The following is a 13,574-nucleotide window of genomic DNA, read 5'->3' on the forward strand; positions in this document are numbered from 1 at the left end:
GATTTAAAAGCTATTTTTGCTTTCAGTCTAAAAAAATAGACTGTTTTTTACTTACAGTTTTCCACCTGGTAGCTTTTTTTTGTAAAAAATTCATGGAAGTAGTTGTTGTCGCTTCCTGATTTTCCTGAGTTTAGTCTATTAAATTTTTCAAATATGGTGCAGAAAAGATTTCCACAACCACAGGGTATGTATGACCCTGTAAACGAGCACGATGCCTGTGGTATTGGGTTTGTTGCGCACATCAAAGGTCAGCAGTCACATGACATAGTAGAGCGAGGGCTGACGGTACTGCGGAACATGGACCACCGGGGGGCAACCAGCGCCGATAATCAAACCGGTGATGGAGCAGGTATTTTGCTGCAGATTCCGCACGATTTTTTCATCTCACAGAAAATAAATTTGCCTTCAGCCGGCCATTATGGTACAGGTCTGGTGTTTCTCCCGGTAGATGAGGAGGAGGCCGCCGTATGTCAGGAGGTAATGAATCGTTATATTGAACTGGAAGGATTGCATTTGATTGCATGGAGAGATGTTCCGGTTGACAGCTCTGTCGTAGGTGAAATAGCGCGGCGGACCGAACCGAAGGTCATGCAGGTTTTTGTTACAGCTCACATGGAACAGGATGCGCTGGAGCGGAAATTGTATCTGGTTCGAAAACAAGCTGAGCGTGAGGTTCGTGATTCTCATCTGAATGAGAAAGAATCATTCTACCTGCCTAGTTTCTCAACAAAGATTATTATTTATAAAGGTATGCTTACGCCCGATCAGTTGCGTAGCTACTATAAAGATTTAACTCATCCGGAGATGAAAAGTGCGATTGCGCTGGTTCATTCCCGGTTTAGTACCAATACTTTTCCAACCTGGGATCTGGCGCAGCCGTTTCGCATGGTGGCACACAACGGTGAAATTAACACCGTTAAAGGAAACCGCCTTTGGATGCACGCCCGCGAAGCGCTGCTTCAGTCCGATTTATTCGGCGATGAGCTCGAAAAACTCTTTCCCGTTGTGGAACCGGGCAAGTCCGACTCATCCTCATTTGACAACGTTCTCGAATTTCTGCACATGACCGGCCGCGATATGCCGCACTCACTGTGTATGATGATTCCAGAATCGTTCAATGAGAAAAATCCGATCCCGGAAAGCCTGAAAGCATTTTACGAATACAACTCCACCTTGATGGAGCCATGGGATGGACCTGCATCGATGGTTTTCTCCGATGGCCGTTATATCGGTGGAACACTCGACCGGAATGGTCTGCGTCCTTCACGGTATGTAATAACCCACAACGATCTCATTGTGATGGGTTCGGAAGTGGGCGTACAGACTTTCCCGGCAGAAGAAATTAAAGAAAAGGGACGTTTGCGCCCGGGGAAATTGCTGTTAGTTGATACTAAATTAGGTATCCTTATTCCTGACAAAGAAGTAAAGGCACAGCTTTCCCGCAGAAATCCGTACATCAACTGGCTGAAAGAAAATCGTCTGTTGATGGGAGATATTGTGGTCAAACAACGTGTGTCTTCCAACATGGGGGATGACTTCCCGACTTATGCCAAAGTTTTTGGTTATTCGAAGGAAGACATCAATATGTTGCTGAAGCCGATGGCTGAAACCGCTGCTGAGCCGACGAGTTCCATGGGAAATGACACACCGATTGCGGTTTTCTCTGAAAAGCCAAAACGGTTCTTCAGTTATTTCCGCCAGATGTTTGCCCAGGTGACCAACCCGGCAATCGACCCCATCAGGGAAGGGCTGGTGATGTCGCTTACCAACTATATTGGTTCCCTTTCGGGTAATATGCTGGAAGAAAGTCCGGAACACTGTAAGTTGATCAAATTCGACAGCCCGATTATTACCAATACCGACCTGGGTAAGATTAAGGATCTGAAGCATGAAGCATTTAATCATGCTACCATTCCCATGCTTTTCCCGGTGAAAGATGGAGTAGAAGGATTCAAGAAGTCATTTAATCAAATGTTGGCGCAGGCCGAAAAGGCCGTTGACGACAAAAAGAACTTAATCATATTAACCGACCGCGGAGTTTCAGCGGAACAGGCATCGATTCCTTCGTTGCTTTGTGTTTCTGCTGTTCATCATCATCTCATCCAGAAGAAGAAAAGGATGCAGATTGGTATCATTGTCGAGTCGGCCGAGCCGCGTGAGATAATGCATTTTGCCTTGTTGTTGGGATATGGTGCCAGCGTAGTGAATCCATATCTGGCTTTTGCTGCACTGGACAAGAAGGTGCGTGAAGGTGAAATCACCATGGAATACAAGGATGCCCGTAAGAATTACATCAAAGCTATTGACAAAGGCTTGTTGAAGATTCTGTCGAAAATGGGTATTTCCACGTTGCGTTCGTACCACGGAGGTCAGATCTTTGAAGCCATCGGCGTTAGCCAGGAGCTCATTGACAAATATTTCAAAGGAACAGCGTCGCGTATTAGCGGTATTGGTCTTGAAGAGATATACCGCGAAACAATGATGTTCCATGCGCAGGCTTTTGCTCCGAATGGTCAGCATAAGTTCATGCTGAAGAATACCGGTGAATATCATTATCGAATCGATGGTGAGCATCACGCCTGGAACCCCGAAACGATCGGATTATTGCAATGGGCAACCAAAACCAATGATTACGATGTCTATAAGAAGTTCAGTCAGCTGGTTGACAAGGAAAATCAGAAGCCTGCCTTCGTCCGTGGTGCCTTGCAGTGGAAAAAGAATCCGATTCCGATAGACGAGGTTGAACCGGCAGAGAGCATTATGAAACGGTTTGTGACCGGTGCGATGTCGTATGGTTCTATTTCGAAAGAAGCACACGAAGCGCTGGCTGTCGCGATGAACGCGATTGGCGGACGAAGCAATACAGGAGAAGGGGGAGAAGATCCGGATCGTTTCGGCTCGGAGCGAAATTCCAAAATCAAGCAAATTGCTTCAGGACGTTTTGGTGTGACCAATAACTACCTGATCAATGCCCAGGAGATACAGATAAAAATTGCGCAGGGGGCAAAGCCCGGAGAAGGAGGACAGCTTCCCGGATATAAGGTGAATAAGATTATTGCGAAAACCCGTAAATCGACTCCGGGAATTACGCTGATTTCGCCGCCTCCGCACCACGATATTTATTCGATTGAAGACCTGGCACAGTTGATTTACGACTTGAAAAATGTAAATCCCACCGCCAAAGTTTCCGTCAAGCTGGTTTCTGAGACTGGCGTCGGAACGGTAGCTGCCGGTGTCGCCAAGGGATTCTCTGATATTATTATTATCAGCGGAACCGAAGGAGGAACAGGAGCTTCTCCGGCCAGTTCGATCAAACATGCCGGTTTGCCAGCCGAATTTGGAATTTCGGAAACGCAGCAAACGTTGGTCATGAATAACCTGCGTGGTCGCGTTAAGCTACAAACCGACGGACAGTTGAAAAATGGCCGTGATGTCGTCATCATGGGACTGCTGGGTGCTGAAGAATTTGGTATCGCGACAGCATCGCTGATTGTAATGGGATGTGTGATGATGCGGAAGTGTCACCTGAATACCTGTCCGGCAGGAATTGCAACACAGAATAAAAAATTACGCAAGCGTTTTATTGGACGCTCGGAATATGTCATCAACTATTTCCAGTTTATTGCCCGCGAAATTCGGGAATACATGGCTGAAATTGGTATACGCACCTTCGATGAACTGGTGGGACGTGCCGATTTGCTGGAGCCGAATCCCGATGTGATGAACTGGAAGATGAAGACAGTTGACTTTTCGAAGTTGCTGTACGTACCGAAAGAGGCATCGCAATATCCGATTCACAATGTTCAACCGAACACGAAGAATCTGGACGATGTGCTTGATCGAACGCTTATCCGTGAGGCGAATAAAGCCATTAAGGGTGGTGAGAAAGTATGGATTGCACACGAAATTAACAATGTGATGCGTACGGTGGGAGCTATGCTTTCGGGCGAGGTTTCCAAGCGATACGGAGAAGCCGGTCTTCCGGAAGATACCATCAACTGTACCTTCAAAGGTTCGGCTGGCCAGAGTTTCGGTGCTTTCCTGACCAAAGGCAGTACCTTCCGCCTGGAAGGCGATTCGAACGACTACCTCGGTAAAGGACTTTCGGGTGGTAAAATTACCGTTGTTCCTCCGCCGGGAGCCAGTTTTGTTCCCGAAGAAAACATCATTGTTGGTAATACGACCTTATATGGCGCTACCGGTGGTGAAGTTTACATTCGCGGCGTGGCAGGTGAGCGTTTCTGTGTTCGTAACTCCGGAGCCAAAGCAGTAGTTGAGGGAACCGGTGACCACTGTTGTGAATACATGACCGGTGGACGAACGGTAGTACTTGGAACGACCGGACGAAACTTTGCGGCAGGAATGAGCGGCGGAATCGCTTATGTACTCGACGAAAAGGGCGATTTCGATTACTATTGCAACAAAGGACTGGTGGAACTGACGCCTGTGGAAGACCGGGCGGATATCCAGGAACTTCAGGAGATGATCAGTAATCATTTGCTGCATACCCAAAGTTCATTGGGCCAGCGAATTTTGACTAACTGGGATGAGTACCTTCCCAAATTTGTTAAGGTGATCCCATTCGAATATAAGAAAGTGCTTGAAGAGCTTAAGTTGAAGGAATTGAAGATGAAACTTCAATTAACCGAAGATGATCCGGCCCGGCACGAATAAGCCGGAAGTGATTAAGTAACTCAGCACGTTTAACGAAAAAAGATCTTCATTATGGGAAATCCAAAAGGTTTTATCGAGATACCAAAAAAAGAGAGCGGGTACCGTCCCGTCAACGAACGAATATATGATTTTGGCGAGGTTGAACAGACCCTGAATGAAAAGGACAGGAAGGATCAGGCCTCGCGGTGTATGGACTGCGGCATTCCGTTTTGCCACTGGGCCTGCCCGGTAAGCAGTAAAATACCTGAATGGCAGGATGCCGTTTACCTCGGGAACTGGGAAGAAGCGTATGACATTCTTTCGTCGACGAACAGCTTTCCCGAATTCACGGGTAGGGTTTGTCCGGCACCGTGCGAGAAATCGTGTGTGCTGGCCATTCACGAGGAGTCGGTCACCATCCGGGAGAACGAAGCTTCGGTGGTAGAGCAGGCTTTTGGTCGCGGTTACGTAACCCCTCGCATTCCGGAAGTACGCACCGGAAAGAAAGTAGCTGTGATTGGCTCCGGTCCTGCCGGAATGTCAGCAGCTGACGTATTGAATCAGGCTGGTCATACAGTAACCGTATTTGAACAGGACGATGCCATTGGTGGATTGCTTCGTTACGGTATTCCGGATTTCAAATTGAATAAGACAGTTATCGACCGTCGGTTAGATCTTTTTGTGACCGAAGGCATCGATTTCAAAACCAACACAACGGTTGGGAAAGATATAACAGCGGAGAAATTATTGAAAGATTACGATGCCGTTTGTCTGGCGGTTGGTGCCATGAAACCACGTGATTTGGTTGTGGAAGGCCGTGATTTGGACGGCGTTCATTTTGCGATGGATTTTCTGAAGCAACAAAACAAGGTCAACCGTGGCGAAGTATTCGCTGAAGAAGAACGTATTTCCGCCAAGGAAAAGAAAGTGTTGGTCATTGGCGGTGGTGATACTGGTTCCGACTGTGTGGGAACCTCCATCCGGCAGAAAGCTGAATCGGTTCTTCAGATTGAAATACTACCCAAACCACCGGAGACAAGAGTGGATAATAATCCCTGGCCTTACTGGCCGAATACGCTTCGTACATCGAGTTCACACCAGGAGGGTTGCGAGCGCCGCTGGTCACTGGCTACCAAACGGGTAGTTGGAAAAGAAGGTAAGATTACCGGAGTAGAAGTTGTTGAGGTTATTTGGGAAAAGATTGATGGTCGTTTCCAGATGAAGGAGATTCCGGGTACGGAAGAATTGATTGAAGCCGATTTGGTTTTGCTTTCGATGGGATTTGTATCACCGGTTCACGAAGGTTTACTCGATGGTTTAGGCGTAGAGTATGACGAACGTGGTAACGTAAAAGCGGTGACCAACACGACAACCGTTGATAAGGTATTTGCTGCAGGAGATGTGGCGCGCGGAGCGAGCCTGGTTGTTCATGCCATTCGTTCAGGCCGCGATGCCGCTGAGAAAATTCACGAATACCTGATGCAGGATTAAATATCATAACGCAAAAAGGATATAAGTATTTTAAACGGTTTTTTGATTGACTTGTTGAATTTTGAATTAGTAAAATTGGAGGCTGTCTTATTCGGACAGCCTCATTTTTTTTGATAAAAACGAATGCTTCTGGCAGGCCGTCAGGACATCGTTCAAACCAGGTCCGTATGTTTTGAAATGATGTCTTGACATTTTTAAATAATGTCCTGATGTTTTGAAATGATGTCTTTACATTTTAAAATAAGATCTTGATGTTTTGGACAGAATGTCTAGATGTTTTCATTTGGAGGTCTTGACGTTTTAAAATAAAGTCTTGATATTTTGAAATAAGACCTTGACAATTTTAATTTATGTCTTGATGTTTTTTGTCGTGCGATTGGGAGAGGGAATGAAACACGCTTTAGCGACATTTTCGGGCATAAAAAATCCCGGAAGAACTTTCCGGGACTTGTATAAAATAGAGATGTTGTTAATCCTTTGGTGGTAGTGGGCGGATATCCATCATTCCGGAAACATTCTTTCTGCCATTCAGGTAATCTTCCATGGTTATGTCGCCAATAATCACTTTCATGGCTTTGGAGGAAGCGTGCATCATGTGAACGCGTCCGTTTTCCTTCAGCATGATTCCCACATGCATAATATCGATTCCTTTTATGGCTGAAGTAAGCGCGAAGATGTCGCCATCGTGAATGTCTGGTTCAGCTTCCGCAAATTTTCGCTTGCTGATATAAAAAAACGAGTTCCCGGAAATCTCTTTTTCGCGTTGAGCCATTTCCGGAATCCATTCCGGATGTTTCTTCAATTGCGGATAGTCATCCGGATGTGTGCTCATAAAATCGAGGTCGAGCGGGAAAGGTTTTCCTCCTATCTGGTACGTCACATCCCCGACCAGGCCTTTCTTTTCGTTGTTGGAAATCCATTCGCTGAAATAGTGCAGCCGGCTCAGATAACCGTCAAGTTTTCCGTTCCGGTACCTGATATTTTCCAGTTCGTGGGTAAACTTCCTGAATGTCGGTTTTCCACTTTTTATGGTCCGCGCAATAGCCAGGCAATTTTCCACGTACGTGGTACAATCCAGTTCCCGGAGGTTCACTATCAAAGCTTCCGTATCGCGTTTATCCAGCGTATGCGCAACGTATGGTGTTCCCAGGAATTCTTTTCCTACCAGCACCATCATTTGTCCCATCGACGAATCCTTCTTCGGCAATAAGTCAGTGAAAATCCGGTCGAGAATAACCTTGTCCTGTGCAGAACAGATGACATCCGGACCAGGAGCAGCAGTATCCTTTGGAGAAGCGGCTTTTATAACAAACGGTAATGCCAGGATGGTTAAAAGCAGCAAGTACTTAATTGACCGTTTCATACATTGTATTTTTAGGTGACGATTCTCAGTAAATGAAAACAATGGTTGAAGTTAATCAACCTGCCGGTGAAAACAATTGTGATTAGCTAATTAGATGACCATAATGATTATTTTTTTAGCTATCGATAAAAAATAATACCATGAAAATGTTTCATATTCATGGTATTAACGTAAGTGTGTAATGTTTTATTTGATAAAAGTCCTGAATATACGAGTCTGGAAATTACTTATGTCTGGTTTTCAGTTCACGGGCAATGTCCTCCAACCGGTATCCTTTGTAGGTTAACAGCACGATGAGGTGATACATCAGGTCTGCCGACTCGTACAGCAGGCGTTCGTCATTATTTGCCATCGCTTCGATAACGGTTTCGACCGCTTCTTCGCCTACCTTTTGTGCAATTTTAGCCGTTCCTTTCTGGAAGAGGGACGTGGTGTACGAACCTTCGGGCATTTCATCTTTTCGTTTATCGATAAAATCCTGCAATTCTTTCAGGAACATGAAGTCATCGCTGCGGTTCACTTCGCCCCAGCAGGTGTCGGTGCCTGTGTGGCAAACCGGTCCGGCGGGATTCACCTTGATGAGCAGGGTGTCGTCGTCACAATCGGACTGGATGGAAACCACGTGCAAAAAGTTACCTGATTCTTCACCTTTGGTCCACAGCCGGTTTTTGGTGCGGCTGAAAAACGTGACTTTGTTTTCCGCAACGGTTTTATCGTAGGCTTCTTTGTTCATGAATCCCAACATCAAAACTTTGTTGGTTACATTATCCTGAATAATGGCCGGAATCAATCCGTTTCCGGCTTTGTCAAAATCGAGTTCCATTCTGTTGTTCCTTATTTTCGAAGTACAATTAATTCATTTATTTTTCCGGTTTTACCGGACAACGATTCCTTGTTGACGCAAGTAGGCCTTTAAGTCAGGAATCGCAATTTCACGAAAGTGGAAAATACTGGCTGCCAGTCCGGCATCGGCTTTCCCTTTGGTAAACACATCCACAAAATGCTCCATGTTTCCGGCACCTCCTGATGCAATGATCGGGATGGACAAACTTTCGGATAATTGAGCCAGTTCTTCGTTAGCAAATCCGTTTTTGGTACCGTCATGGTTCATCGATGTGAAAAGAATCTCACCGGCACCCCGGCTTTCCGCTTCTTTGGCCCAGCTAAAAAGTTCTTTGTCAGTCTCAATCCGGCCGCCGTTGACTGTCACCGCCCAATGGTCCGGTGTTTTGCGTGCATCGATTGCTACTACAACAAACTGGTTACCAAAATTCTTTGCTAAATCATCAATTAATGACGGATTCCGAACCGCGGACGAATTGATGGAAATCTTATCGGCACCGGCTGCCAGTAATTTATCAGCATCTTCCAGTTCGCTGATGCCACCGCCGACCGTGAAGGGAATATTAATCTCGCGGGCAATCCGTTTGACCAGGTCGACAAAGGTCTTTCGGCCTTCGTGCGTGGCGGTGATGTCCAGAAAAACCAGTTCGTCGGCTCCCTGTTCGGCGTACAATGCGCCGAGTTCAACCGGGTCACCTACGTTTTGGATGTTGACAAAGTTGACGCCTTTAACGGTTTGTCCGTCTTTGATATCGAGGCAGGGTATGATTCGTTTTGCAAGCATGCATTAGCTGTTTTTGGCGTAATAACGCCCGATTTCCTCCAGGGAAATCCGGTTTTCATAAATGGCTTTTCCGGTGATGACGGCCGGAATATTTGCTGCATCCAGGTCAAGAATGTCCTGCATGGAGCTGATACCGCCACTGGCAATTAAATACAATTCCGGCAATTGGCGGAGAATGTCGCGATACAATTCAGTGGCTGGTCCCGATAGCATGCCATCCCGACTAATGTCTGTACTGATGACCTGCGTGATTCCTTCTTCCTGCCAAAGGGAAATAAATTCAATAATGTCGGCATCGGTGGTTTCCTGCCAGCCCGAAACGGCAATTTTCCGGTTGTGCGCATCGGCACCCAGAATAATACGTTTGCTGCCGTATTTTTTTAACCACGATTGAAATATGTCGGGCGATTTAACGGCAATACTTCCACCGGTTACCATCGCGGCTCCTGATTCAAACGCAATGCGTAAGTCTTCATCCGATTTAAGTCCGCCGCCGAAGTCAATTGTCAACGATGTGTTGGTCGAAATGCTTTCCAGTATTTTGTGATTGACAATATGGCTGGCTTTGGCTCCATCCAAATCAACCAAATGAAGTCGTCTCAATCCGGCATCTTCAAACGAACGAGCCACTTCCAGCGGATTTTCGTTGTAAACCTTCTTCTGCGTATAGTCGCCCTGGTTTAGGCGGACACATTTCCCATCGATAATATCGATTGCCGGAATAATTTCAATCATGGTAATATCTCTTTAGCGGGCTTTGAGGTTGATAAAGTTTTCCAGAATTCGTGCACCAATCGGTCCGCTTTTTTCAGGGTGGAACTGCGTTGCATAAAAATTATCGCGTTGCAAAGCGGCACTGAACGGCGTAATGTAATTACAAACAGCAGCAGTGTCGTCGCCGGCAGCAGCATAATACGAATGGACAAAGTAGACATATTGATTCTCCAGCGAAGCATCGAACAAATCACTTTTCAGGTTGCTGATGCTGTTCCATCCCATGTGTGGCACTTTGGTGATATTTTCCTGTCCCGGTTCCGGAACAAACTTTTTCACCTTTTCGGGAAAAATACCCAGGCAATCCACATCACCTTCCTCGCTGTGCGAGCACATAAGCTGCAGTCCGAGACAAACACCAAGGACCGGTTGTTTTAGGCTGGTAATGAGTGTGTCCAGCTTGTGCTCCCGCAAATAGGCCATGGTGGTGGATGCCTCACCTACACCGGGGAAAATAACCCGGTCGGCTCTGCGAATAAAATCCGGATCGGCCGTGATGGTGGCATTTACGCCCAGTCTTTTCAGCGCCAGCTCAACCGACATGATGTTTCCGGCATTGTATTTTATAATGGCTACTTCCATTCAGTATTTGTGCATTTATTTTTCGAGTAACGAATCGATTACATCTTTCATTTGGTTGAACTCGTCCATCTTAAAGAGGCGCGTCATGAAAGCGATTTTGCCATCTTTCCCTATAATGACATTACGGGTAACGCCAGCATCTTTATTCGCGAAGAGTCCAAAAATATCAGCTCCGGGGTCCAGGCCCAGCGGATAGGTGATTTTCATTGCGGAAGCATAGCGTTTTACTATGTCAACCGGTTCATCCCGGTCGACTCCGATGAGGATGAAGTCAGGATTATCTTTGTGCTTTGCCCATATTTCTTGTTCAATGTGTGGCATCTCGCGACGACAAACTCCGCACCAGCTTGCCGTAAACTGGAGCATGACCACTTTACCTTTCCAGTCTTTACTGGAAACCCTGGTGCCATCGGTTAGTGTCATCGAGAATTCAGGAACATCATCGCCCGGTCCCAGAATGTAGCCATAACTGGCTGGTATCTTCTGTTTTCGGGTTCGGTTAGTTGCAGATTGTGCTTTTACAGTGATTGTAAGTAAGAGCACGATAACTGTTAATCGGATTACGTTGGAATAGTGTTGCATGACGGGAGGAATTTTTAATTGAAAACAACAGTTCTGTTATTGTATACAAGAATCTTTCGTTCGAGGTGTTTGTAAACAGCTTCACTGAGAATAATTTTCTCTAGATCGCGTCCTTTTCTCATTAAGCTGCTAACCGTATCGATGTGGGAAATCCGGGCCACATCCTGGGCAATGATTGGACCGGCATCCAGCTCCGGGGTTACGTAATGGCTGGTTGCTCCGATAATCTTTACACCGCGGGCATGAGCAGCATGATACGGCTTGGCACCGGCAAATGCCGGAAGAAATGAATGGTGAATGTTGATAATTTTGTTGGGGTAGTGTTTGACAAAATCATCAGACAAAACCTGCATGTACCGGGCAAGAACCACAAAGTCTATTTTGTAATCCTTCAGCAACTGTAATTCCTTTTGTTCTTGCTCTGCTTTATTTTCTTTGGTAATCGGAACGTGCTCAAAATCAATTCCGAACTGCTGGGCAACGGGAGCCAGTTTCTCATGGTTACTGATGATTAGTGGAATCTCGACATCCCATTCACCAGCCGTGTAACGGGCAAGGATGTCAAAAAGACAATGGGAAAGTTTGGACACAAAAACGGCCATTCGCGGCGGTTTGTCCGAAAAGTGAAGCCAAAAAGTAATGTGAAAGCGACTGGCAACCAACGTCTCGAAATATTCGGCAATCTTTTCGCGGGGAATAGCAAAGACATCAAGTTCCCATTCGACGCGCATGTAGAATAATTTCTCCTCTCGGTCGACATGCTGATCGAGATAAATAATGTTACCCTTGTTCCGGTTTAGGAATTCGGTAACAGCTGCCAGGATGCCTTGCTGGTCGGGGCAATGAATCAGAAGGATAGCCGTATTCTTTTCGATGTGTACTGATTTGATACTTTCCACGAATTTTACTATTTGTTTTTGTGCCTATTAAAGTAAAGAAAACTCTTGTTCGAAAGAAAATTTTAAGAGTTTTACCTCTCAAATTTAACCCCAATTTAAGACTAATAGGGCACAATAAAAGGCTTCCTGTTTTTCAGGAAGCTCTTCTAAATGGTGGATAAGGAAATATAAATGCGAATCTGAGTGTTAGTATCAAAAACAACCAACAAGTGAGGTGGTGTAAAACCTTTTTCCATCCGGATGGTAGGACCGCCGTTTGGTGGGCGGCGACTACCATAAGTGGATGTTATTGTTACGGCCTGTGTCGATGTGTTTGTTAATTCATCGATGCCGTTATCTAAAATGGTTTTGGTTCTGATACCGAATTTCGCAATCCTTTTCCATGTGCCCAAAAGTTTTTGACGAACGGCTGTTTTTATATGCTGAACGTTCGTTTTTTAGGGACGAACAAAAATTATGTTAATAAAAAACCTTCGTCTTAAAGCGTTCCTTTAGTCGATGGCAACGAATTTTTCATGGGATCTTTTCGTATTGCCATCCGGATCGATTTGGCAAATGCCTTAAAAATTCCCTCAATTTTATGATGTTCATTTGTTCCTTCCGCTTTAATATTCAAATTGCAGAGTGCTGCGTCGGAAAATGATTTAAAAAAGTGAAAGAACATTTCCGTAGGCATATCACCAATCATCTCTCGCTTGAAATCTGCTTCCCATACCAACCACGGTCTACCGCCAAAGTCGAGTGCGACCTGCGCCAGGCAATCGTCCATAGGAAGACAAAAGCCGTAACGTTCGATTCCCCGTTTATCACCCAGCGCTTGCCGGAAGGCGTTTCCAAGGGCAATACCCGTATCTTCAATCGTATGATGTTCGTCTACTTCGAGGTCGCCATTCACATGAATGGTTAGGTCGCAACCGGAGTGCCGGGCAATCTGATCGAGCATGTGGTCGAAAAATCCCAGACCAGTTGAGATATTTCCCTTTCCTGAGCCATCCAAATCAACCGTAATGTTGATTTTGGTTTCTGCAGTTTCCCGTTCAATGGTAGCGGTTCGTTCGCCTGTCGCCAGGAATTGAAAGACATCTTTCCAACTATTGGTTGTTAATACGCAATAAGCCTTCAGTTCTTCGTTTTCGATTTCCTCTGCAGAGAAGAAGATGGCTTTGGCTCCAAGATTTTTAGCTAGTTCCACGTCAGTCGGCCGGTCGCCGATGACAAACGAATTGGGCAAATCGTATTCTTCCGTAAAATATTTTTGCAACAAAGCGGTGCCGGGTTTTCGGGTGGGCGCATTGTCTTCCGGGAACGTGCGATCGATGTGAATTGCCTCGAACGTGATGCCTTCGTTTTCGAAAGCCTTCAGCATTTTATTGTGGGCAGGGTGGAAGGTTTCTTCCGGAAACGAATCCGTTCCCAGTCCGTCCTGGTTGGTCACCATCACCAGCTCGAAATCGAGCAGGTTTCGGATGTTATAGAGATTTCGAAAAACACCCGGAATAAACTCCAGCTTTTCCAGCGAATCCAGCTGGTAATCCTCCGGCGGTTCCACCACCAGGGTTCCGTCCCGGTCTATGAAGAGTACTTTTTTCTTTTTCATGTTCAG

10 protein-coding genes are annotated in these 13,574 nt (G+C 45.9%); 2 read left to right on the top strand and 8 right to left on the bottom strand.

Annotated elements, in window-relative coordinates:
- Window positions 1–153 precede the first annotated feature (153 nt).
- Together gltB and T426_RS0106810 are read left to right on the top strand one after the other, a co-directional pair.
- A complete protein-coding gene (gltB, locus tag T426_RS0106805) occupies window positions 154–4,674 on the top strand; it encodes a glutamate synthase large subunit (protein ID WP_036985383.1) in 4,521 nt (1,506 codons plus the stop codon).
- A 51-nt stretch (window positions 4,675–4,725) separates the two neighbouring features.
- Entirely contained in the window at window positions 4,726–6,144 is a 1,419-nt protein-coding gene (locus tag T426_RS0106810; protein ID WP_025863411.1) for a glutamate synthase subunit beta, read from the top strand.
- A gap of 469 nt (window positions 6,145–6,613) precedes the next feature.
- On the opposite strand, the gene T426_RS22990 is transcribed toward T426_RS0106810, so the two are convergent.
- The 8 genes from T426_RS22990 to hisB form a co-directional block, all read right to left on the bottom strand.
- Window positions 6,614–7,507 carry an N-acetylmuramoyl-L-alanine amidase-like domain-containing protein gene (locus T426_RS22990; protein ID WP_025863412.1) on the bottom strand — a complete coding sequence of 298 codons (894 nt, stop codon included), beginning with the start codon at window positions 7,505–7,507 and terminating at the stop codon, window positions 6,614–6,616.
- 223 nt (window positions 7,508–7,730) lie between these two features.
- On the bottom strand, window positions 7,731–8,330 hold the full coding sequence (gene hisIE / locus T426_RS0106820; protein ID WP_027585455.1) for a bifunctional phosphoribosyl-AMP cyclohydrolase/phosphoribosyl-ATP diphosphatase HisIE: 600 nt from the start codon (window positions 8,328–8,330) through the stop codon (window positions 7,731–7,733).
- A gap of 51 nt (window positions 8,331–8,381) precedes the next feature.
- Window positions 8,382–9,134: an imidazole glycerol phosphate synthase subunit HisF gene (hisF, locus tag T426_RS0106825; protein WP_025863413.1), complete on the bottom strand. Its 753-nt coding sequence runs from the start codon at window positions 9,132–9,134 to the stop codon at window positions 8,382–8,384.
- A 3-nt stretch (window positions 9,135–9,137) separates the two neighbouring features.
- A complete protein-coding gene (gene hisA, locus T426_RS0106830) occupies window positions 9,138–9,869 on the bottom strand; it encodes a 1-(5-phosphoribosyl)-5-[(5-phosphoribosylamino)methylideneamino]imidazole-4-carboxamide isomerase (RefSeq protein WP_025863414.1) in 732 nt (243 codons plus the stop codon).
- Between the two features lie 12 nt (window positions 9,870–9,881).
- Window positions 9,882–10,490: an imidazole glycerol phosphate synthase subunit HisH gene (gene hisH / locus T426_RS0106835; RefSeq protein ID WP_025863415.1), complete on the bottom strand. Its 609-nt coding sequence runs from the start codon at window positions 10,488–10,490 to the stop codon at window positions 9,882–9,884.
- A gap of 15 nt (window positions 10,491–10,505) precedes the next feature.
- Window positions 10,506–11,072, bottom strand: a complete 567-nt coding sequence (locus T426_RS0106840; RefSeq protein WP_027585456.1) for a TlpA family protein disulfide reductase — start codon at window positions 11,070–11,072, stop codon at window positions 10,506–10,508.
- Window positions 11,073–11,086: 14 nt separating this feature from the next.
- Window positions 11,087–11,971 (bottom strand): formyltetrahydrofolate deformylase, encoded by an 885-nt coding sequence (purU, locus tag T426_RS0106845; RefSeq protein ID WP_025863417.1) that lies wholly within the window; start codon window positions 11,969–11,971, stop codon window positions 11,087–11,089.
- Window positions 11,972–12,449: 478 nt separating this feature from the next.
- The gene (hisB, locus tag T426_RS0106855; protein WP_036984206.1) at window positions 12,450–13,568 is read right to left on the bottom strand and encodes a bifunctional histidinol-phosphatase/imidazoleglycerol-phosphate dehydratase HisB; all 1,119 of its coding nucleotides are present in this window, start codon (window positions 13,566–13,568) and stop codon (window positions 12,450–12,452) included.
- Window positions 13,569–13,574 lie beyond the last annotated feature (6 nt).

The sequence above is a fragment of the Prolixibacter bellariivorans ATCC BAA-1284 genome (assembly GCF_000621705.1).
In the GTDB taxonomy this organism is placed as follows: Bacteria; Bacteroidota; Bacteroidia; order Bacteroidales; family Prolixibacteraceae; genus Prolixibacter; species Prolixibacter bellariivorans.